Here is a 20,295-nt window from a genome sequence, read left to right on the forward strand (position 1 = left end):
GCGGGTGCCCAGAGCCTTCGCCACGAAATTGCGGTGCGACGAGAGAATAGCCGATGGATTCCGATAGATTTGCCCTGAACCTGATGATCGTCTTCGGCAGCCTGATCGTTGGTGGCCTGATGCTCGCCGGCCTCATCTGGCCCGATAAGCCCACATTCCTCTACGCGCTCGGCAGCGCCGTCTCGATATGGTTCTGCTCCTTCGCCGTCATGTTCGACCGCAAGGGCGTCTATCTTCTCCTGCTGGTCATCGCGATCGGTCTGGTCGGCGCGTCGGTCACCGCCTTCGTTCGGTAGTACCGTCAACGCATGGAACGGCCCGTGCGGTCGCGCGGGCCGGCACGCATAAAACTCACGTCTTTTCAGCCGGTGCTACGTGTGCTTACCTTGCGGCAAAGGAAGGGGACACGTTATGCGAGCATCCGTGGTGAGCGCGCTGTCATGCGCTGCCTTCGTTCTGGCCGGCTGCGTCACCGAGCGAAGTTACGGGCAGGCTCAGGAGATCGTCAGAGGCAGCCCCGCCGCGCGGCAGGAAGCAATCAATCGATGCGCCAGAGGCATCAATGAAGGTTCGGCGGCTCGCCGGGCCGAGATTGCGCGTATCGTCAATGTCAGCCCTCGCAGCAATGTCGGACGCACCTATTGCACGCGCGCCTTCACCGGCATCGCGAACGGCCGCATCAGCTACGAAGACTTCCGTACGCGAAGCCCACAATTCATCCGTGTCGTTCAGGGCAGGTAGCGGCGGACAGCGATTCAGCGCCGATGAGGCTCGCGTGATTTTCAAAGCCGGCTCCTTTCCAATGCATATTTCGCTCGCGATGGCGCTTGGTTGCATCGTCACGCTGGCACACGCGCAGGACGACATACATACCGGCCAGCGCCCTGTCCTTTGCGCCTGGGGCATCTATGTCGAGTTGGCGAAATATGGCGAGATTTGCAAGCTGGACGAAAACCGCGACTTTCTCGATGCGCTCGACGCCAACATAGCTCGCATGGACGAATTCATCCTGCGCAACTCCGATTTCACCCGCGAGCAGCTCGATGCGTGGCAAGCGGTGCCGACCGACGTCGATGCCGATATCTGCGAAGCCGGTAGCGAGATGAGGATGATATTCGAAAGCGTCCTCGACTACCCGATCGAGCAGATGAACGCGCAAACCGACGAATTACTCGCGGTCGATCGCCCTCCGCTCGCCGATCCCTGTCTGTGATCGTGTGCCGTGACTGTCGGTTCGGGCATCACCCTCGCCTCTCCGGACATCGGCGATTGCCCGCACACGGGAGGGCTGACCCTGCGATTCGAAGCGACAATCCGCCTGCCTTGCGCTGCCCTCGCCCCGCGCGTTCCTGACACAGGCGGCGTGCATCGATGCTGATGCTCTATCTCTTTCCCCTCGCTGTCCTTGGTGCCTTTGTCGCCGTGGTCGCCGACGCCGTCCGGTTTCGCTCGCTACTGGAAGTTCGGGCAGGTGTCGGACTCGTTCTCGGCGGGCTGGTCGCCTCCTACGGGCTGGCGCTCGTCCTCCTCGCGCTCAATCCCACATTTGAGCACAACAATTCCGTGTCCCGGATGAACGTGCGGGAAATCTTTGTCTGGGCGCTGGAGATTGCCGGCTGGCTGGCGCTTGTGATCGTGCCGGCCGCCTTCGGCCTGTGGTCCTTGCTGCGTGCGTGGGAACGACGTCGCCACGAGCGGGGCGACGCTTCGGCGTTGCGGCGCATGGGCGAAGGCTTCGAGCCTCATGTCAACGAGATCGGCGGTCGTCTGTATTATTCCCAACTCGTCGGCTTCGGTCCATCCGAAGTGGAGTTCCGGTTTCCGATCCGGCAACGCGATCTTGCGGTTCTGCTCGATGAGCCCTGGCGTCGCGCCGTTCTCGAAGTCGCAGGCCATTATATGCTTCAGCACTCGACGATGCCGGGCAGGATCAGGATGACCGAGGCGGATTTCCGCCGGGTCGTGCGTGCCGTTCTCCACTCGACACCCGAACAGCTCCAACGTTTCATCACGCGCGTGGGTCGCGACTACAATGTCGACGTGATGTTCTTCGCCAGCGAGGCGATGGCGCGCCGAACAGCACCGTCCTCAACAGACAAGCGCGCGGCATCGTGCACCGAGACGTGAAGGCTTACACGTCATCTTCGTACTCCCCGATGACCAGCGGCCTGTCGAGCGCCGTGGCGATCGTGCGACCGATGTCGTTCAACGCGTCGGGCTTGCTTCCAGCCATGATGCGCACCCGTTGGGATGAGACCTTCGGACAGGTCGTTCGGCACACCACGTAAAGCGACGATCCGCCCGGACCCTTGGCCCGTTGCAGGCGCTCGATCTCGAAGGCGATGATATCCTCATTGGGAATGACGAAGAGTTGGTAGTCGCAAAAGATCAGCGCGCGCCGATCCCGCGAATGTCCAAGCTTGTCGAAGAACGGGGCGACGTCGGCGGGAGGCTCGCGCACATATTCGAGATCGACTTCATTCGCGGGAGTGTTTTTGACGCTTCCAATCGCGACACGCGGTCCGACGCCGAGCGCGGCGACTGGCTCGAAATCGTCGAGCCACGCTTGCTCACGGGCGGAAAGAGGCGGGCGGAACGCGGTCCGTATCGAGATGCTGCAGGCTGTCTTCAGGCGCGGATCGCGCTCGTGCGCCTCGTTCAGCAGGGCTGGTGACTGCCATCGCGGCGGCCAGGTTATCAGCCCGATCGAGGCGGCGCCCGCCTTCCATTCGCATCTGATCGTGTTGTACTGCCGGCCGATTGGCGCCGGTCCCAGGCGCTCGCCAAGGCTCCGCGCCGTGCGGCGCAAATTGACCCGCGCATCGTCCTCGAACCAGACTTCGCCGCCGAACGTTGTAATGGGCAGATGTGGCGCTAAGTTCAGGAACGTCTGCGCGCTGAGCGGCCGCAGCAGACCCGGCACGATCGGGGTGGCCGTATCGAAGCTGATGACCTCCCACCGGTAGAACGGATCGGACGAAACGCCGAAACGCGCCTCAACGATCCCGCGCGGCTCACGCCATGGCAGGCCGATCTCGTCGAGCAGTGCATGGATCGGATTGCCTCCGTCCGCAAGTGGCGCGAGCTCGAGCGGCTTCGGGCCGGGCTCGCGGAACGCCGTGCCCGCCTTGCCGACAGCGAACATACGTGAAAGCAGGCGCATCATCGCCACTCCTTCCGCCTTCCACGCCCCAGGCTGCGCCATGGCGTCACGAAGGCGACAACGATGGTCGCGAGACCGGCCAGAAGCAGAACCGCGGGCCACGGGCTTGTCCATTTGTCCATGTTCGCCGTTCCGCCATAGTGCGGCGGGCCCGAACCATAAGCTTCTCCCATCAGGCCGATACCTATCCACAAAGCTCCAGCCAGCACCGCCACCACGATCACCCAGCGAAACGCATCCAGTCCGGTCATCGGCAAGTAACGCTCCTATTGCTCGCCAGAGAAAGCTCGATCTGTCCGGGTAATGTTCCTGATCGTCGGGCTACGCCACTTCCATGGTTCTTAGACTTGTACACTGCCGCTGTAACCACATGAATGTCGGCGGTTCGCACACCGATCCTCGCAATAGCCATATCCGACGACGAATTGGGCACGTTGCCGGCAACCCGCCGCGCGCTCCGGCGCTACACGCAGGCCGAGCGCAGCGTGGTGCTGATCCGTCCCGACGACTATTCGCGCAATGCCATCGGTCATTTCGGCCTGTTCCACGTCAGCCACATTTACGGCTTCTGGCTGGACACATTGCTATGGCTCCAGGACGGTCGCAATCACGATCATACAATCGGCGCAAAGCTTGGGGTGCGGTTTCGATTGCAGAGCGTTTTGGATGTCCGCCATCCTAACCAAGCTCCTCAAACCGGATAGCGTGTGGAGGACCAGCACCGCGAATGGCGGATCTCGGCGGAATTTTCAACCGTCCAAGACGCTCAGCGTTTCAGGCCCTCGATGAAGATATCGAGAAGACGCAGGACCTGTGGACGCCAGGTTGGACCGGGTTCTCGCGCATAGCACAGGGCGTACATGGTCTGGAGCAGATCGTCGCCCGTCACGTCCCGGCGGATCAGGCCGGCGTCGGCGGCCCGCTTCAGCAAACGATCGACGGCCGTGCTTACACGGTTGAACTGATCGGCATAGGTCTTCTTTGATTCTTCCGTCATCGCGATGGCGAGTGCGCCCAAAAGGCCGCGCTTGGTTTCCACCAGTGCTACATTTGCATGGAGCCAGCTTCGCAGCGCCTCGACGGGGTCGTTCGCGTCGACCAGTCCCTCCGCCGTTTCGACGAGTTGCTCCATATCCTTGCTGAAGACGGCGTCGAAAAGCGTCTGACGCGTCGGAAAATGCCGGTAGAGCGTCCCGATCCCGACGCCTGCCTGCCGCGCCACCGCCTCAAGGCTGGCCTCCGGACCGCCTTTACCCAGGACATCCTTCGCCGTCTCGATGAGCCGATCACGATTTCTCAAGGCATCGGAACGCGGCTTGCGCTTGCGCATTTCCACTGAAATTCAATCTCCATCTTGAAAAACGGAGGGCTCCTCCGTATAGTCTCTTTCGTGTCTACTCGAACATCTCGGTTATCGGGCGATCATACGGGCTTCTCCGCCCCGGCGCGAGTAGCTGACCACCAGCAAATCCCCAAGGAAGGAAGCAAGATGCCACTTTCCATAAATCTGACGATAAATGGCGGCGCCCGCAACGTCGCGCTCGACGATCCGCGCGTAACGTTGCTCGACCTGCTGCGCGAGCGCCTTGCGCTGCCCGGAACGAAGAAGGGCTGCGATCGAGGCCAGTGCGGGGCCTGTACGGTCCTCGTGAACGGACGGCGGGTCAATTCCTGCCTGACGCTGGCGGCGACGCTGGACGGTGCCGAAATCACTACCATCGAGGGCCTTTCGAACGGCGAGCTTCACCCGGTTCAGAGCGCCTTCATCGAGAACGACGCGTTCCAGTGCGGCTACTGCACGCCGGGCCAGATCATGAGCGCGGTGGGCCTGATCATGGAAGGCAGCGCTGGCGACGATCCCGAGCGGATTCGTGAAGGCATGAGCGGCAATCTTTGCCGATGCGCCGCCTATCACGGCATCACGCTCGCCGTGCAGGAGGCGACCCGCCGCATGGCAGAGAACCGAAGGGAGGACGCAGCATGAAAAGCTTCGATTTAATCCAGCCCGCCACCATCGACGAGGCTTTGGCCGCGTGGCAACCGGGTGCGTCATGGCTGGGCGGCGGCACGAATCTGGTCGACCTGATGAAAGCAGGTGCATTGCAGCCCGACACGGTGATCGACGTCAACCGTCTGCCGGGCCTGCGGGAAATCGAGACGCTTTCGGACGGGGCCACCCGCATCGGCGCTCTCGTCAGCAATGCGGAACTCGCCAGCGATATGGAATTCGCGCGAAGCTTTCCCGCGATCGCCGAGGCCGTCCTGTCCGGCGCCTCGGGTCAGCTTCGCAACGCGGCGACGGTCGCCGGCAATTTGATGCAGCGGACACGTTGCGCATACTTCCAGGACCCGAACGCGGCCTGCAACCGGCGCGAGCCCGGCTCCGGCTGCGACGCCCGCGCCGGCGAAAACGCCAATCTGGCGGTGCTGGGCTGGAGCGATGCCTGCATCGCGACCAGCCCGTCGGATTTGTGCGTTTCCCTTGCCGCACTCGACGCGGTCGTCGAAATCCGGGGACGGGAAGGGCAGCGCGAGATCGCCATTGCAGACTTCCACCTTCTTCCCGGCGATACGCCGGAACGCGAGACCGCGCTGCAGCCCGGTGAACTTATCGTCGCGGTCCGCTTGCCGGCCGAAGCCAGGCAGTTTGCCGCCAACGCGCGTTATCTCAAGGTGCGTGAACGCACGTCGTTCGCGTTCGCGGTCGCCTCTTGCGCTGCCGCATTGCAGATGGAGGGTGGCCGCATCTCGAAGGCAAGGCTGGCGCTCGGTGCGGTCGCGGCCAGGCCGTGGCGCGTTGCCGAGGCCGAAACGCTTCTGGCAGGGCATCTGCCGGACACCGATCTCTTCGCCCGCGCGGCCGATGCCGCCCTTGCCGGGGCGTCACCTTCCGGCGCCAATGCGTGGAAGATCGAACTTGCCCGCCGCACGGTCATCCGTGCGCTCACGCTGGCTGCCGCGGGCACACCTGCGCGCATGCCCGCACTTCCTGCCTCTCCTTTCGGGGAACTAGCCGGAGAACTCGCTCATGTCTGACATTCTCGCCCGCCCCGTCCGGTTCGGCTCCAATTCGGGCCAGCCGGTCACCCGCCGTGACGGCATCGCCAAAGTGACCGGAGCTGCGGTTTTCGCCGCCGACAACGCGCCGGAAAAACTGCTCTACGCCGTCTACGTCCCGGCGACGATCGCGCGCGGCCGCGTCGTTCATCTGGACACCGATGCGGCTAAGGCGCATCCCGGCGTCACCCTCGTCATGACGCCGCAGAACCGTCCGGCGTTGCAGGGCGATCCGTCGGAAAAACCGACCATGTTCTCCTTCCGCGTCGAGGTGCTGCAGGACGATACCGTCCGCTATGCCGGCCAGCCGATCGCATTGGTGGTCGGCAAAACGCTGGAGGCCGCCACCGAGGGTGCGCGCCTGCTCAAGCCGCGCTATACGGCCGACCCGGCGCGCACGGCGCTCGACGACAATGAATCGTTCGGCTTCGAGCCCGAAGGGTTCGGTCTTCCGGCAGGCGCTGAACACGGAGACGTTGAAGCTGGACATGCCGCTGCCGACAAGTCCGTGGACGTGATCTACGAAACCGCGTCGCAATACCACAACCCGATGGAGACCCATGCGGTCGTCGCCGCCTGGGAAGGCGACCGGCTCACCCTCGACATGCCGAGCCAGGCACTGGCGATGTCGTGTGCCGGCTATGCATTCTTCTTCGGCATTCCCGCCGAGAACGTCACCTTACGCAGTCCGTATCTGGGTGGCGGGTTCGGCTCCAAGGCAATCCCGACAGGTCCGCAGGTGCTGGCGATACTCGCAGCTCGTGAAACGGCACGGCCCGTAAAGCTGATGCTCACCCGCCAGCAGATGTTCGGCCCGGTCGGCCATCGCGGAGCGACGCGTCAACGGCTTCGCCTCGGCATCGGTGCGAAAGGCGCGCTGACCGTCATCGACCACGAGGGCGTTGCCGAAACCTCCACCTTCGACGACTTCGTCGAGCCGGCGGCAAATGCATCGCAGGGGCTCTACGCCGCGCAGGCGCTGCGCTCCACCCATCGGGCGGTCCGTCTTGACGTTGGAACCCCCGGCCCGATGCGCGCGCCGGGCGAGGCGTCCGGGTCGGCCGCCCTCGAATGCGCCATGGACGAACTCGCCGAGGCCGCCGGTATCGATCCGCTGGAATTCAGGTTGCTCAACTATGCGGAAACCGAACCTGGAACCGGCAAGCCTTATTCCTCGAAGGCCCTGCGCGACTGCTATTTGCAGGGTGCGAAACGGTTCGGCTGGGCCGGACGCCCCCTTCAGTCGGGGCAGATGCGCGACGAGAACGGTCTGCTCACGGGCTGGGGAATGGGCACCGCGCTCTTTCCCTGTCCGATGTTCGCTGCCGAAGCGACCGCCACGCTGCGCGCCGATGGAACTGCGCTCGTCGAGACATCGGCGGCCGACATGGGCCAGGGCGCCTGGACCGCGCTTGCTCAGATCGCGGCGGATAGCCTCGGCGTACCGCTCGACAGGCTGGAGTTTCGCGCCGGCGATTCCAGACTGCCCGATGGCGGCGTCGCGGGCGGTTCGGGTCATACCGCAACGGCCGGCAATGCCCTTCATGCGGCAGGCAGCGACGTGATTGCCCAGCTCGGCCAGATCGCCGCCGAGGACAAGGATTCTCCGCTGCACGGTGCCGGCAACGCCCGTTTCGTTGCGCGTGACGGCCGCATCCATGTCGAGGGCGACGAGACCCGAAGCGAAGCGCTGGCCGACATTTTCGCGCGTGCCGGAAAAGCAGAAGTGACGGGCAACGGGAGCGCCGCCCGCCCCCCGGAGGCGGCCGAAAAGCATGCCATGCACTCACACGGCGCCGTCTTTGCCGAAGTAAAGGTCGACCCTGAACTCTGTCAGATGCGCGTCACGCGGCTGGTCGGCGCCTTCGCGGCCGGCCGGATCATCAATCCGCGGCTGGCGGAAAGCCAGCTAATGGGAGGGATGATCTGGGGCATATCGTTCGCGCTTCACGAAGAGGCCAAGTTCGACCGTCGTTCCGGTCGTGTGATGAACGCCGATTTCGCGGGCTACCATGTGCCCGTGAATGCCGACGTCGCGGGGCTGGAGGTTATCACCGTTCACGAGGACGACCCTTACGTGAACGCGCTCGGCATCAAGGGTGTCGGCGAGATCGGCATAACGGGCACCGTCGGCGCGATCGCGAACGCCATCTGGCATGCCACCGGTCGACGCATTCGCCGATTCCCGATCCGCATCGAGGACCTTCTGAACGCGTGAGTAAGAGTGGCTCGCTGCCATGAACCTAGCAGCCCTCAATTTCGACAGGCGCTCCTGAAGCGCCTGTCGTCTCGGCCTGTCGCTCTTTTGAGAACCCTAGCCGAACATCAGCTTCAGATGGTCGTTGAGGAACATGCCTTCGGGATCGAGCTTGCGGCGCAAGGCGCGGAAATCATTGGCACGTGGGTAAAGATCTTCCACATCCCGTCGGTTGAGGAAATGCATCTTGCCCCAGTGCGGACGGGAGTTGTAGCGGCGCAGAATCTGATCGACGTCGTTAAGGTAGGCCCAGTAATCGATTCCGGGACCGCCTGAGACCGAAAGGGTAATGGAATCCTGTTCGTGGAATGGGCTCATCCATCCGGGATCGCCCGCTGTGAAGCGATATTCGATCGGGTAGATGCACTCGGGGTGCTTGGTCAGCATGAGTTCCCGCACGGCGCACAGCGCCTCTTTCGCGGCTGCCAGCGGAACCGCATATTCCAGCTCATGAAAATTCGGTACGTATTCGATTGGATAGATCTCCGAAGAATAGGCGATTTTTTCGAACGGGCCGGAAACGGAGTCCGGCGGCGCGTCGGTGAAGTCCATGACCTTCATCTCGCAGACGTCGTAATCCTTGTCCGTCGAAGAGGCTGCCGACGTATCGGGCAAGCAGTAGAGATGCCGGCTTTCCGGCCGCGGGCACCAGAAGAAGCCGAAGTGCCGGTGTGTTGCCGCCAGTTCGTCATGCTTGGCGAGCATGGTGTCGAAATCGTCGCGCCAGAGCTTTTCATGCAGATTGTAGGCGTCCATCACCTGAAGCGTGAACTCGGTGATGACGCCCATGACGCCGACGGAAACCTGCACGGCGCGCAGCATCTCCTCGTCTGTGTCGAGGGAAACGTCCAGCACCTCGCCCGAGGGCTGGACCAGACGCATGCCACGTATCTGGGACGCCATGTTGCCGAGCTTGATGCCGGTGCCGTGGGTGCCGGTGCACAGCGCGCCAGCGAGCGCCTGCGTGTCGATGTCACCCTGATTGATCAGCGACAGGCCCTGCTCTTTCAGCGCGCGCCCCACATCGCCGATACGCGTTCCCGCTTTCACGCGGATGGTCTTGTTCGTCTTGTCGATATCGATGATGCCGGTCAGCTTTTTCGGTGAGAGAAGCAACCCGCTCGTGGCGACCACGGGCGTAAAGGAATGGCCCGAGCCCTGGCAACGCACGCCGATGCCGCGTCGGCCCGCTTCGGCCACAACCTCGCTCACATGGGCTTCATCCTCGGGCTCCGCCATGTGTTGCGCAATGAAGGACTGGTTGCCCACCCAGTTGCGCCAGTGTCCACCCCTGCCGAGTTCAGTCATGCCGTTCCTCACATTGCCGTAAAACAATTGTCGACGAAAAGATGCGTGCCGGACACGAAGCTCGACCGGTCGCTCAGCAGGAAAAGTGCCGCCTCGGCGACTTCCTCCGGCTCGCACATGCGCCCCTGCTGGGCGGCGATCGCAGCGTCCGAGACATCGACGCCGTACCGCGTCAGCGCTTCGACCTCCCGGTTGCCATGCGCGGTCTTGATGAAGCCGGGGCACACAGCGTTGCAGCGGATATTCCGGTCGCGAAACTCGACGGCGATCGCGCGGGCGAACATGTGACAGGCGCCCTTGGTGGTATCGTAAAGGACTTCCATCGGCGTCGCCGCGACAGCCGAAATCGACGAGGTGCAGACGATCGATCCGCCGCCCGCATCGATCATTCCCGGCAACACGGCTTTGGTCATCAGGAACATGGAGCGGACATTGATCGCCATGAGGCGATCCCATTCTTCCTCGCTGGTATCGAGAAACGGCTTCACGATCAGCGTTCCGGCGTGATTGAACAGAGCCGTGACGGGACCAAGTTCGCCGGTAACATGGGCGACGGCCTGCGAAACGGCTGCGCCGTTCGAAACATCCGCCGGTGCGAAGACGGCCCGCCCGCCAGAGCGGATGATCTCCGCAGCGACGGCCGCACCATCGCTGGTGGGAAGATCGACGATGCCGACCAAGGCACCTTCGCGGGCAAAAAGCCGTGATGCGGCAAGGCCGCATCCTCCGGCGCCGCCGCTGACCAGCGCCACGCGCCCTTCAAGCTGTCCACTCAATGAATGGCCTCCCTGCTCTTTTCCGGCAGCAAGGTTGCAAGCATCGAGGCCACCGTCAACCGAACTATATCAGCGCTTGCCTTTACGGAAGCTCCACCCATAAAGTCTCCCGATAAATGAGGGGACAAATCCATGGAATTCATCGGCAATCTGGTGATTTACATCATCATGGCATGTGCGCTGGCAGGAGCCATCGCATCGATCATCGACGACGAAAGCGGACTGGGTAAGGAGTTCCTGTCCGGCCTTTACACGATCGGCATCATCTTCGTGCCGGTCGCGGGCATCATGGCTGCCCAGCCATATGTCTCGATGGCCATCCCGGCGATCTTCGGACCGGCCTTCGCGGCGGTCGGCGCGGACCCGTCCATCGCTGCCACGACATTCATCGCGGTCGATATGGGGGGATACCAGCTAGCCGATGCGCTGGCGCGGTCGCGCGAGGACTGGATCATCGCCATGGTCGTCGGCTATCTGGCCGGCGCGACGATCATCTTTTCCATTCCCATCGGCCTGACCATGCTGAAGGTGGAGGATCACCCTTATATGGCGCTCGGCGTCATGGCGGGCTTCCTGTCGATCCCCGTCGGGGCTCTCGTTGCCGGCATCCTGCTCGTCGTGACCAATCCGGTCATCCGCGACGTGGTTTCGACGAATGCGGACGCGACGTTCACACTGGCGATCGAGATGGGACAGCTTCTTTCCAATCTCATTCCGCTGGTCGTCATCTGCGGCGCATTCGCACTCGGCCTTGCCGTCATTCCCGGCGCGATGATCCGTGGCTTCCTGATCTTCGGCAAGGTTCTGACCGCTGTTTTGCGCATCATCCTCGTCTTGTCGATCATCGAATATTTCACCAGCGCGTTTTCCACGATCTTCGGTGGCTGGGGCTTCGATCCCATCATCGCGGACGAAGCGGACCAGTTCCGCGCTCTCGAACTCGCCGGCTATATCGGTATCATGCTCGCTGGCGCATTTCCGATGGTCTATCTCATCACCCGGTATCTGTCGGGACCGATGGAGGCGATGGGCAGGCGCCTCGGCCTTCAGGCGGAAGGGGCCGCAGGACTGGTCGCGGCCTGCGCCAACATCATCGCGCTTTTCCGACTGATCGAGGACATGACGCCGCGCGACAAGGTTCTGACGCTCTCCTTTGCCGTGTGCGGTGCCTTCCTGTTCGGTGACCATCTGGCGTTCACGGCGAATTTCCAGCCAAGCCTGATCGTCATCATCCTGCTCGGCAAGCTGGCCGGCGCAATCGCCGGATTCTACATCGCTTTGTACATCGCCGTACCCCGCGCCGAGACGATGCATCAGAGCGCCGGGGGAGCTATCCGGGTTCCGGCGGAGTAGAACAACGGTCAGCAGCCTATGCGGATGGGCCTTGAAAGCCCATCTGCCGCTCGGACTAAATTCTCCATCAGATCATGCGAAGCATTTTCGAAGAGTCAGGATCGCGCTTCATCTCCCCTTGCAAGTAATTGCGCATGGCTTCGACGAATATGGCACTGCGCCTCGATCGCGGTCCTTTGGGATGAAGCGTGGCGTAAGTGATCCAGATTTCCTGGACGAGCGGTTTCAAAACGAGCGGTTCGCCTTCATGGACACGTCCACAAATCTTGTCCGCGATCATCACACCCGCGCGATCGCCCACAAGGGCCTTGGCGACCGGGGTTGAGGTCGTCTCCACGCCGATTTTCGGGATAGCACCGGCATCCGTGAAAAGACTTTCCAGTCTGTCACGCCACCGCTGACCTTTCGTGAGCGTGATCATCGGCTGGTCGCGCAAATCCTCTACGGAAATCTGCGGCCTTTTCGCGAGCGGATGATCCGTTCGCAACAAAACGCCCAGTCGTGTTTCCATAAACGGCTCGACCGCCAGGTCGAGTATGGCGTTTTCAAGAGGCAGGGAAATGATCCCGATATTGTAGGCGCGCGCAGCGACCTTGCTTTCCAGGTCGAAGCGGGTCTCGACGTTCAGGACGCATTCGAATGTCTCGTTGCGCTCCTGCATCAGCGCAAGCGTCGGCGAGATCAATCCCATCGCAAGCGGCGCTGCCGTGACGAGGCTGAGCAATTCGTCGGCGCGCGAACGGATATCCGACGCGACCAGGTCCATTTCGTCCAGCCCACGCAATATATGCTCGGTCTGCCGGTAGAACCTGTCGCCTTCCTCTGTCAGTTCGAGGCGTCGCTTCGATCTTGAGAACAGTCTCAACTTGAGTTCGGCTTCGAGGATCGTCAGCAGCCTGCTTGCCGCAGATGGCGAGATATTCAGATCCTGCGATGCCTGTGCCAGCGATCCTGTCGTGACGACCCGCCGAAATATTCTGAGCGATCGCAGGTTCATCCACTATCCCTTGCTGTGGCCGACGTCTCGAATGCTATCATTTCGGGTCGGGCGCAGCATTTCGAATGTATTTTCAACGACAATATAGTCTCCGCGATAGCCGCAACGCGCTATGGACCGTGCGCGCACTATATCGAAAAGACCGTCCGCCAGGCAGGCTTTGGCTATGTGGACACGCATGACTTCGCCGATCACCAGATGCGAGCCGATGGTCCGGCCGCTCGCATCGGTCAGTTCCTGCACGCTAACCAGCTTGCATTCCATGGCGGCGGCGATATTGGCGACGCGCGGGACCGAAACGGTTTCGGAATCCGCCATGCCGAGACCGGCGGCGGCAAATTCGTTCACGTCGGCAGCGTGGGGCAGCGAGGTCCGGTTGAGCGCGTCGGCGAAATCTTCCGTTGCCAGGTTGAAGACGAACTCGCCCGTCTCGCTGACATTGCGCACCGTATCCTTGCAGCCTTCGCTTCCGAAGATCAGGATCGCAGGCTTGTGAGAAAAAAGGTTGAAGTAGCTGTAGGGGGCAAGATTGATCATGCCCGCCCTGTCGATCGAGGAAATCCACCCGATCGGCCGGGGAGCGACGATCGCCTTGATGGGATCGTGAGGCAGGCCGTGGCCATCGGCCGGTGTGAACGAATGATAGGCGTCCATCCTCTACCTGGCTGTCTGGTGCAGGCCGGACGCGGCGCGTGATCTCATCGCCGTCGATGTTTTCGCCGCGAGTTCGGCGGCTTTGCGCGCAATGACGATGCTGTCGCCGAGATAGCTGGACGGATCGAGCGACGCCTCCAGATCGTCCCGCGTCATCATCTGCGAAATCCGGGAGTTCCGAAGAAGCGTGTCGCTTATGGAGGTGCCGTGGGAATTGAAATCCATGACCGCCTCATGCACCAGATCATGCGCGACCGTCCTCCCGATCTTCTCCGCAAGAGACATCATGAGATTCTCGGTCGCAATGACCGATCTGTTGATCTGAAGATTGCGGCTCATCCGTTCGGCGTGGATTTCGATACTGGCGATCGTCGTCGACAGTCGGCTCGCAACTTCCCATCCCAAGGCGGAAGCGCTCTCCAAAGTAGACGACATCAGTTGATTGCAGACCGCGTCACCTTCGTGCGAGGGCATGCCTGCCTCCAGAGCAGGCGCCGCCTTCGAGCGAAGCTGTGCCGACGACGAGATCAGTCCTACGACGTGCTTCGGATTGACCTTATGCGGCATGGTCGAGCTGCCGATGACGGCATGGCCCAGATTCTCACTGATCTCGCCGGTTTCGTCCGCCATCAGACGATAGAGTTCGGAACCGATCCGACCGGCTGCCATGGCGAAAAGCGCGAGGCTGGTGACATATTCGGCTTGCCCATCGAGTGAAACGCGATCCGGCACCAATACGGGCGCGAGCCCGAGACGTTGCGCGATTGCTGCGTTGAGTTGAGCCCCCTTGCCCGCGAAGGAATGCATCGCGCCGATCGCACCACCGAAGTGAAGCGCGAATGCGCGGCTTTCGGCCGCAATGAAGCGATCGTTTTGCCGGGCCAGTTCCTCGATCCATCCGGCAACCTTGAATCCGAACGTTATGGGGAGTGCCTGACGGCGGTTGGTGCGCCCGGCCATCACCGTTTCGGCATGTTCTTCGGCAAGCGTTCCCAGACGCTCGATGGCATCGGAAAGGTTGTCCAGCATGCCGGTATGCGACTGGCGAACGAGAAGCAGCCTTCCTGTCGTCATGATATTCTGCGTCGTTCCACCCCAATGGACGTAGCGTCCCGCATCTCCGCTCACCTGCGACAGGGCGCGCACCAGAGAAACGATCGGAGCCATGGTTTCGGCAACGGATTTTTCGAGCATGGCCATATCGAAATGCTCGAGCCTGGCCTTTCGGGCGATCTCGTCGGCGGCCCATTTGGGGATCAATCCGACCTCGGCCTGGGAGAGTGCCATCGCCGCTTCGACATCCAGCCACGCCTGCCACAAACTGTTACGTGAAAAGAGAGTCTGCGGCGTCATTCTGTCGGCATGCATATTCACGATGGGCCTACTCTTCCACCAACGGTGGAGCGTTCGCGCGAACCACTATGCAGCGGCTCGACCTGAAAAGGGGAATTGTCGAATTCCGGTACGGAGGACAGCAGCAATCGCGTGTAGTCGTGCCGGGGCCGGCGCAGCACCTGATCGACCTCGCCGACCTCGACGATCTGGCCCTTGTTCATGACGGCCACGCGGGTGGCGACCTGATGAACGACCGCGATGTTGTGCGTGATCAGAAGGTAGGTGAGGCCGAGATCTCGCTGCAAATCCGTCATCAGATTGAGGATCTGCGCCTGGACGGAAACATCCAGCGCCGACGTCGGCTCGTCGCAGACCAGAAGGGCAGGCTTCATGATCAGGGCACGCGCAATCGCAACGCGTTGCCTCTGTCCACCCGACATCTGGCTGGGATAATTGTTCATCACACGCTCGGGCAGGCCGACGCGCTCCATGACGGAGGCAACCGCCTTCCGTCTGGACGTCGCGTCGCCGATATCGTGGATTTCAAGTGGTCGCGCGATGATCCTTGCGATCGTGTGTCTTGGGTTCAGGGACGAGTACGGATCCTGAAAGATCGGCTGCATCAGGCGGGCGCGCTCACGCGGGTCGACACGGCTGACGATCCGGCCGCTCAGCCGCGCTTCGCCCTTGTCGGCGGTCTCAAGCCCCAAGAGGATGCGGGCCAGCGTGGACTTTCCGGACCCGGACTCGCCCACCAAAGCGAAAGTCTCTCCGGGATGGATCGCGAACGACACGTCATCCAGCGCATGCAATGCCGTGCGGCGGCTGAAAAGCCCTCTCTTGACCTGATAGACCTTATGCACATTGCGTGCCTCCAGCAGGGGCTGCCCGCCGCGTTCGATCTTTGATGCGCGGATAGCCTCATCGGGCTGAGCGGCCGGCAGGGCATTTATCTCAGCGGTCGACAGGATACATTTGTAGCTGCGGTGCCCATCGTCCCGCACAGGTGGTTTGGCGGTCCGGCATTGCGGGCGCACCTGAGCGCAGCGCGAGGAGAATACGCAATAATCGACGTTGCCCAGCAGCGCCGGCACGATACCCGGTATCGCGCCGAGGCGGGTCGGGGCGTGATCCATTTTCGGAACGCACGCCAGGAGGCCCCGCGTATAGGGATGCCGTGGTTCCGTCAAAATGTCACGGCATGGCCCGCTCTCGACCACTTCGCCCCCATACATCACGGCCACCTTGTCGACGGTTGCGGCGACGACGGCCAGATCGTGGGTGATCAGCATCATGGCCATTCCGAATTCGCGCCGAAGCTCGGCCAGCAATTCCATGATCTGCGCCTGAACCGTGACATCCAGCGCGGTGGTGGGTTCGTCGGCGACGATCAGTTCCGGCTCGCTCATCAAAGCCATCGCGATCATCACGCGCTGCCGCTGACCACCCGAGAGCTGATGCGGATATTGGTGCATGCGGCCGGCCGGGTCGGGAATGCGAACCCGATCCAGCAGTTCGATCGCGCGCTTGCGCGCTGCGCTGCGCGACAGCCCGGAGAAGCGGACGACCGTCTCCGTCATCTGCCTTCCGATCGTGTAGACGGGGTTCAGGGATGTCATCGGTTCCTGGAAAATCATGGAAATCTTCCGGCCCGAAATCGACCGCGCAAACTCGCCGTCGCTTAAAGCGACGAGCGATCGATCGTCCAGGGTGATCGAACCGGCGCGTGTTCGGGCGATGCGCGGCAACAACCTCATCAGGGCCAGCGCCGTCATCGACTTGCCTGATCCGGACTCGCCCACAATCCCGATTGCTTCACCGGCCTTCAGATCGAAACTGGTTCCACGAACGGCCTTGAGCTGACCGGCGGGCGTGTCGAGGATCACTTCGAGATCTTCGACGGACAGGATCGTTCTCGCCTCGCTCATGTTCAATTCCTCCCTTCGGGCGAAGTGACGTCGCGCAACCCGTCGCCCAGAAGATTGGCGCCGATCACCAGCAGAAAGAGGAATGCGCCCGGCAGGATCACCAGCCACGGACGGAAGAAAAGCGCTTGCTTGCCCTCCGCGATCATGAGGCCCCAGGAAGGCGTGGGCGGCTGGATGCCGACGCCCAGAAATGACAGGGCGGACTCGGCAAGGATGGAGATGCCCAGTTCGAAAGTGAAGATGACGATGATCTGGTTCGTCAGGTTGGGCAGGATTTCGGTGCGCAGGATTTGCCATCTGCTGGCGCCCATGGCGCTCGCCGCAGCCACGAAATCCTGCGATTTCAATCTCTGGGTCGCAGACCTTGTGACGACAAGGAAATAGGTCCAATGTAGGACGCCGATGATGCCGATCACGACCCACAATGACGGGCCGATGATGAAGACCAGCGCCATTGCAAGAAGAATACCCGGCAACGCCAGTTGCGCCGTCAGGAAGAAGCTGACGACGTGGTCGACCCAGCCGCCGAAATAGCCGGCGCAGATGCCCAGCGCGACACCGATGACCATGCCGATCATGGCGGCGCCGAAGCCGATCATCAGCGACACGCGAGCGCCGTAGATGAGACGGCTGAGATAGTCGCGGCCGACCTGGTCGGTGCCCAGCAGGTACTCCCAGCGTCCCCCGTCCTCCCAGACGGGCGGCAGAAGCCGGTTCGCGAGAGACTGCGCAAACGGATCGTGAGGTGCCAACAGAGGCGCGAACAGCGCAACAAGTATCAGCGTCAGGACGATTGCCGCTCCGGCGATGAAGCCGAGATGCCCGCGCGCACGCTGGACCATGAGCGACCGCGGCGAGGGCGCGCCCGCTTCGTTCGAGGCAATGGTGTGGGACGACGATGTGATGCTCATGAAATACGAATCCTGGGATCGAGCGCCGCATTGAGAAGGTCGGCCAGAAGGTTCATCAGCACGAAGGTCAGGGCGAAGATGAAGATCAGCATCTGAACCGTCGGGATGTCCGATCCAAGGATCGACTGGAGCGCCAGGCGGCCAAGTCCGTTGATGGCGAACACGGTCTCGGTGATGACGGAGCCGCCGAATTTCTGTCCCAGTTGCACCGCAAGGACGCTGACGACGGGAAGAATGGCATTGCGCATCGCATGACGATGCAAGAGCGCGTAGCCGCGATAGCCCTTGGCTTTTGCGGTGCGGATATAGTCGGATTCCATAACTTCGATGAGGCCCGTTCTGGTCAGGCGCATCACTGCCGGAACCGAGCTTGCGCCCAGAACGAAGGCCGGCATGACGAAGTGCTGCCATGTGCTGTCGCCGGAAATCGGAAGGACGGGGAACATCACGCCGAGCAGGATGATCAGCATCAGGCCAAGCCAGAAATTGGGTATCGCCTGCGCCGAAACGGCGAATGTCAAAGCGAAACGATCGATCCAGGAATTGGGACGCAATGCTGCAAATGCCCCCAGAGGCACGGCAATCACGATGGTGACCAGAAGAGCGGACAAAGCGAGCGTGATGGTGACCGGCGCCCGGTCGAGCACAAGAGCGGCGACCGTCGTGTTCCAGTAATAGCTTTCGCCGAAATCGCCGCGAACAACGCCGCTCAGCCACTCCAGATAGCGGACCATGACGGGTCGATCGAACCCATAGGCCTGCCGGATCTGCTCGATCACCTCCGGCGTCGCATCTTCGCCGGCCATCGCCGTGGCCGGATCGACGGAATAGTTGAGCAGCATGAACGTGGCGAACGACACCACGAAGGCCACGGCGAGCGCGAGAGCACTTCGCTGAAGGATGTATTTGAGCATTGGTCAGCCCCCTGCCCGAGCCGGCGCGCATGCCGCCTCGGGACGCACGGTAAGATCTACTTCCAGCCGGCGGCGTAGAAGCGAGGCAGGCCGTCCGGGTAGAGCGGGAAGTCGAGTTCCGGATTGACCAGATAGTTGATCGAATAGCTGACGAGGGGTAGCCAATAGGCTTCTTCGCCGATGATGGTCAGCGCCTCCGAGTAAAGACGAAGCCGCTCGTCCTGATCGCTGGTGGCTTCCGCCGCCAGGACGAGTTCCGTCAGTCCCTCGTTGCCGGTCAGGTTGCGATCGGTCGTGGCATTGAAATGCACGTTGGCGATCATGGCCGTGTCGGCGGTGCCGCCCGAACCCCAGGTGCCGATATAGGCCGGAATGTCCCGACTGGCGCGCGCCTGGTCGAGCGAAGCAAGCTGCACATAGCGCAGGTTGACGTCGATGCCGATATTCTGAAGGTCTGCGGCCACCGCTTCTGCCATCGGACGTTCGCGATAGGCCCACAGATCGAGCGGGAAGCCATTGGGATACCCGGCTTCGGCCAGCATTTCGCGGGCGCGATCGGGGTCGTAATCGTAGGACGGAATGGTCGTGTCGCAGCCGAACTGAGCGGGATGGCATGCCGTCGAAATCGCCTCCGCCGATCCGCCGACGAGATATTCGGCGATGTCCGGCTTGTTGACGGCATGGTTCATCGCCTGCCGCACGAGACGGTTGGTCAAAGGGCCGTCGGGGTCGGTATGCCCCGCCGCGTCGAGGACGACGAAGGATACACGAAGGTCCGGCCCGGACAGATGCTCGACCATCGGCAGGCCGGCCACGCTCTGCGCAACGTCCAGCGGCACGTTGTACATCCAGTCTATGCCGCCGCTCATGAGCTCGGCCTGCTGGGTGCCGATGTCGGGAATCGTACGGATGACGATGTTCTCGATCGGAATGTCGCCCTTGGGACTGTCGGCGTAATAGTCCCCGAAACGCTCGAGCACCAATTGCTGCCCCGGCTGGAACCGGGCGACGCGATAGGGACCAAGGCCGACAGGTTCGCGTGCGGCTGCATTACGGACCGGCTCGCCGTCGACGTGATAGGTGTTTTCCGGTCGAATGCTTACACGGGTCGAAAGATCCCGTATGGCAAGCGGGTAATCGTGCAGCAGATGGAAGCGGACTGTGTGATCGTCGATCACCTCGACCGAATCCAGCCATGTGGCGTGGCTGGGACCGGGATGGCTCTGGCTGTCGGGATCGATGATCCAGTTATAGGTATAGGCGACATCGTTCGCCGTGAGCGGCTGACCGTTGTGAAAGGTGACGTCGTCGCGCAGATTGACGTCGATCGTCAGCGCATCGACATACTCGTAATCGGTCGCGATGGCGGGCCGGAACTCGTTGGTTTCCGGATCGACGTCGAAAAGGTTCTCATCGATGAGATCCGAAATGATGATGTATTCGCGCTTGGTCGTGTAATTATAGTCGAGTTCGAGGATTTCCTCAGTGAACGCTGCGCGAAGCGTGTTATCGGCTTTCCCTGCAATGACTGGGCCGAGTGCGGGCGCGGTGAAGATTGCGCCGACGAGCGCGACTTTGATGAATTGCATTTGGCTCCTCCCTGCCATTCATACTGCAAACTTGGCAAAGCGCGCGACTTTCG

21 protein-coding genes are annotated in these 20,295 nt (G+C 62.0%); 9 read left to right on the forward strand and 12 right to left on the reverse strand.

Annotated features, from left to right (window positions below; all coding sequences use genetic code 11):
* Positions 1-53: 53 nt before the first annotated feature.
* The 4 genes from GTW25_RS16195 (at position 54) to GTW25_RS16210 (ending at position 2,127) form a co-directional block, all read left to right on the forward strand.
* Positions 54-296: a hypothetical protein gene (locus tag GTW25_RS16195; RefSeq protein WP_252913255.1), complete on the forward strand. Its 243-nt coding sequence runs from the start codon at positions 54-56 to the stop codon at positions 294-296.
* Positions 297-426: 130 nt separating this feature from the next.
* Positions 427-741 (forward strand): hypothetical protein, encoded by a 315-nt coding sequence (locus tag GTW25_RS16200; RefSeq protein WP_252913256.1) that lies wholly within the window; start codon positions 427-429, stop codon positions 739-741.
* Between the two features lie 61 nt (positions 742-802).
* The gene (locus GTW25_RS16205; RefSeq protein WP_252913257.1) at positions 803-1,213 is read left to right on the forward strand and encodes a hypothetical protein; all 411 of its coding nucleotides are present in this window, start codon (positions 803-805) and stop codon (positions 1,211-1,213) included.
* Between the two features lie 158 nt (positions 1,214-1,371).
* Positions 1,372-2,127 (forward strand): hypothetical protein, encoded by a 756-nt coding sequence (locus GTW25_RS16210; RefSeq protein ID WP_252913258.1) that lies wholly within the window; start codon positions 1,372-1,374, stop codon positions 2,125-2,127.
* A 4-nt stretch (positions 2,128-2,131) separates the two neighbouring features.
* On the opposite strand, the gene GTW25_RS16215 is transcribed toward GTW25_RS16210, so the two are convergent.
* Entirely contained in the window at positions 2,132-3,166 is a 1,035-nt protein-coding gene (locus GTW25_RS16215; protein ID WP_252913259.1) for a hypothetical protein, read from the reverse strand.
* On the reverse strand, positions 3,163-3,414 hold the full coding sequence (locus GTW25_RS16220) for a hypothetical protein (protein WP_252913260.1): 252 nt from the start codon (positions 3,412-3,414) through the stop codon (positions 3,163-3,165). The genes GTW25_RS16215 and GTW25_RS16220 overlap by 4 nt, the downstream gene beginning before the upstream one ends.
* A gap of 123 nt (positions 3,415-3,537) precedes the next feature.
* Between GTW25_RS16220 and GTW25_RS16225 the strand changes: the two genes are divergently transcribed.
* Complete coding sequence (locus GTW25_RS16225) at positions 3,538-3,867, forward strand: hypothetical protein (RefSeq protein WP_252913261.1); 330 nt, start codon at positions 3,538-3,540, stop codon at positions 3,865-3,867.
* A gap of 62 nt (positions 3,868-3,929) precedes the next feature.
* Here the strand turns inward: GTW25_RS16225 and GTW25_RS16230 are convergent, their stop codons facing one another.
* Complete coding sequence (locus GTW25_RS16230; RefSeq protein ID WP_252913375.1) at positions 3,930-4,493, reverse strand: TetR/AcrR family transcriptional regulator; 564 nt, start codon at positions 4,491-4,493, stop codon at positions 3,930-3,932.
* A gap of 159 nt (positions 4,494-4,652) precedes the next feature.
* Here GTW25_RS16230 and GTW25_RS16235 point away from each other — a divergent pair, with 159 nt between their 5' ends.
* Genes GTW25_RS16235 through GTW25_RS16245 form a run of 3 tightly spaced genes read left to right on the forward strand, consistent with a single transcriptional unit; the run spans position 4,653 to position 8,438 of the window.
* Positions 4,653-5,147, forward strand: coding sequence for a (2Fe-2S)-binding protein (locus GTW25_RS16235; protein WP_252913262.1), 495 nt, complete (start codon positions 4,653-4,655; stop codon positions 5,145-5,147).
* Complete coding sequence (locus tag GTW25_RS16240) at positions 5,144-6,199, forward strand: FAD binding domain-containing protein (RefSeq protein ID WP_252913263.1); 1,056 nt, start codon at positions 5,144-5,146, stop codon at positions 6,197-6,199. The genes GTW25_RS16235 and GTW25_RS16240 overlap by 4 nt, the downstream gene beginning before the upstream one ends.
* Positions 6,192-8,438, forward strand: a complete 2,247-nt coding sequence (locus GTW25_RS16245; RefSeq protein ID WP_252913264.1) for a xanthine dehydrogenase family protein molybdopterin-binding subunit — start codon at positions 6,192-6,194, stop codon at positions 8,436-8,438. Before GTW25_RS16240 ends, GTW25_RS16245 begins: the two co-directional genes overlap by 8 nt.
* 96 nt (positions 8,439-8,534) lie before the next feature.
* On the opposite strand, the gene GTW25_RS16250 is transcribed toward GTW25_RS16245, so the two are convergent.
* Entirely contained in the window at positions 8,535-9,785 is a 1,251-nt protein-coding gene (locus GTW25_RS16250; protein WP_252913265.1) for a D-arabinono-1,4-lactone oxidase, read from the reverse strand.
* Positions 9,786-9,793: 8 nt separating this feature from the next.
* Positions 9,794-10,561, reverse strand: a complete 768-nt coding sequence (locus tag GTW25_RS16255; RefSeq protein WP_252913266.1) for an SDR family NAD(P)-dependent oxidoreductase — start codon at positions 10,559-10,561, stop codon at positions 9,794-9,796.
* A gap of 132 nt (positions 10,562-10,693) precedes the next feature.
* On the opposite strand from GTW25_RS16255, the gene eutH reads away from it, so the two are divergent.
* Positions 10,694-11,914 (forward strand): ethanolamine utilization protein EutH, encoded by a 1,221-nt coding sequence (gene eutH, locus GTW25_RS16260; protein WP_252913267.1) that lies wholly within the window; start codon positions 10,694-10,696, stop codon positions 11,912-11,914.
* Between the two features lie 67 nt (positions 11,915-11,981).
* Here the strand turns inward: eutH and GTW25_RS16265 are convergent, their stop codons facing one another.
* Genes GTW25_RS16265 through GTW25_RS16295 form a run of 7 tightly spaced genes read right to left on the reverse strand, consistent with a single transcriptional unit; the run spans position 11,982 to position 20,242 of the window.
* Positions 11,982-12,911 (reverse strand): LysR family transcriptional regulator, encoded by a 930-nt coding sequence (locus GTW25_RS16265; RefSeq protein WP_252913268.1) that lies wholly within the window; start codon positions 12,909-12,911, stop codon positions 11,982-11,984.
* A gap of 3 nt (positions 12,912-12,914) precedes the next feature.
* On the reverse strand, positions 12,915-13,565 hold the full coding sequence (locus GTW25_RS16270) for a flavin reductase family protein (protein WP_252913269.1): 651 nt from the start codon (positions 13,563-13,565) through the stop codon (positions 12,915-12,917).
* Between the two features lie 3 nt (positions 13,566-13,568).
* Positions 13,569-14,918, reverse strand: coding sequence for a lyase family protein (locus GTW25_RS16275; RefSeq protein ID WP_252913270.1), 1,350 nt, complete (start codon positions 14,916-14,918; stop codon positions 13,569-13,571).
* Between the two features lie 17 nt (positions 14,919-14,935).
* The gene (locus GTW25_RS16280) at positions 14,936-16,828 is read right to left on the reverse strand and encodes a dipeptide ABC transporter ATP-binding protein (RefSeq protein WP_252913271.1); all 1,893 of its coding nucleotides are present in this window, start codon (positions 16,826-16,828) and stop codon (positions 14,936-14,938) included.
* Positions 16,829-16,830: 2 nt separating this feature from the next.
* Entirely contained in the window at positions 16,831-17,739 is a 909-nt protein-coding gene (locus GTW25_RS16285) for an ABC transporter permease (RefSeq protein WP_252913272.1), read from the reverse strand.
* Positions 17,736-18,653 carry an ABC transporter permease gene (locus GTW25_RS16290; RefSeq protein WP_252913273.1) on the reverse strand — a complete coding sequence of 306 codons (918 nt, stop codon included), beginning with the start codon at positions 18,651-18,653 and terminating at the stop codon, positions 17,736-17,738. The genes GTW25_RS16285 and GTW25_RS16290 overlap by 4 nt, the downstream gene beginning before the upstream one ends.
* Before the next feature lie 56 nt (positions 18,654-18,709).
* The gene (locus GTW25_RS16295) at positions 18,710-20,242 is read right to left on the reverse strand and encodes an ABC transporter substrate-binding protein (RefSeq protein WP_252913274.1); all 1,533 of its coding nucleotides are present in this window, start codon (positions 20,240-20,242) and stop codon (positions 18,710-18,712) included.
* Positions 20,243-20,295: the final 53 nt, after the last annotated feature.

The organism is Aliihoeflea aestuarii (assembly GCF_024105665.1).
Taxonomy (GTDB): domain Bacteria; phylum Pseudomonadota; class Alphaproteobacteria; order Rhizobiales; family Rhizobiaceae; genus Aliihoeflea; species Aliihoeflea aestuarii.

Bases quoted from the DNA above. Each gene is read 5' to 3' on its own strand.
- GTW25_RS16195 (WP_252913255.1), top strand. From the start codon at position 54: ATGGATTCCGATAGATTTGCCCTGAACCTGATGATCGTCTTCGGCAGC.
- GTW25_RS16205 (WP_252913257.1), top strand. From the start codon at position 803: ATGCATATTTCGCTCGCGATGGCGCTTGGTTGCATCGTCACGCTGGCA.
- GTW25_RS16210 (WP_252913258.1), top strand. From the start codon at position 1,372: ATGCTGATGCTCTATCTCTTTCCCCTCGCTGTCCTTGGTGCCTTTGTC.
- GTW25_RS16215 (WP_252913259.1), bottom strand. From the start codon at position 3,166: ATGATGCGCCTGCTTTCACGTATGTTCGCTGTCGGCAAGGCGGGCACG.
- GTW25_RS16220 (WP_252913260.1), bottom strand. From the start codon at position 3,414: ATGACCGGACTGGATGCGTTTCGCTGGGTGATCGTGGTGGCGGTGCTG.
- GTW25_RS16225 (WP_252913261.1), top strand. From the start codon at position 3,538: ATGTCGGCGGTTCGCACACCGATCCTCGCAATAGCCATATCCGACGAC.
- GTW25_RS16230 (WP_252913375.1), bottom strand. From the start codon at position 4,493: ATGCGCAAGCGCAAGCCGCGTTCCGATGCCTTGAGAAATCGTGATCGG.
- GTW25_RS16235 (WP_252913262.1), top strand. From the start codon at position 4,653: ATGCCACTTTCCATAAATCTGACGATAAATGGCGGCGCCCGCAACGTC.
- GTW25_RS16240 (WP_252913263.1), top strand. From the start codon at position 5,144: ATGAAAAGCTTCGATTTAATCCAGCCCGCCACCATCGACGAGGCTTTG.
- GTW25_RS16245 (WP_252913264.1), top strand. From the start codon at position 6,192: ATGTCTGACATTCTCGCCCGCCCCGTCCGGTTCGGCTCCAATTCGGGC.
- GTW25_RS16250 (WP_252913265.1), bottom strand. From the start codon at position 9,785: ATGACTGAACTCGGCAGGGGTGGACACTGGCGCAACTGGGTGGGCAAC.
- eutH (WP_252913267.1), top strand. From the start codon at position 10,694: ATGGAATTCATCGGCAATCTGGTGATTTACATCATCATGGCATGTGCG.
- GTW25_RS16265 (WP_252913268.1), bottom strand. From the start codon at position 12,911: ATGAACCTGCGATCGCTCAGAATATTTCGGCGGGTCGTCACGACAGGA.
- GTW25_RS16270 (WP_252913269.1), bottom strand. From the start codon at position 13,565: ATGGACGCCTATCATTCGTTCACACCGGCCGATGGCCACGGCCTGCCT.
- GTW25_RS16275 (WP_252913270.1), bottom strand. From the start codon at position 14,918: ATGACGCCGCAGACTCTCTTTTCACGTAACAGTTTGTGGCAGGCGTGG.
- GTW25_RS16280 (WP_252913271.1), bottom strand. From the start codon at position 16,828: ATGAGCGAGGCGAGAACGATCCTGTCCGTCGAAGATCTCGAAGTGATC.
- GTW25_RS16285 (WP_252913272.1), bottom strand. From the start codon at position 17,739: ATGAGCATCACATCGTCGTCCCACACCATTGCCTCGAACGAAGCGGGC.
- GTW25_RS16290 (WP_252913273.1), bottom strand. From the start codon at position 18,653: ATGCTCAAATACATCCTTCAGCGAAGTGCTCTCGCGCTCGCCGTGGCC.
- GTW25_RS16295 (WP_252913274.1), bottom strand. From the start codon at position 20,242: ATGCAATTCATCAAAGTCGCGCTCGTCGGCGCAATCTTCACCGCGCCC.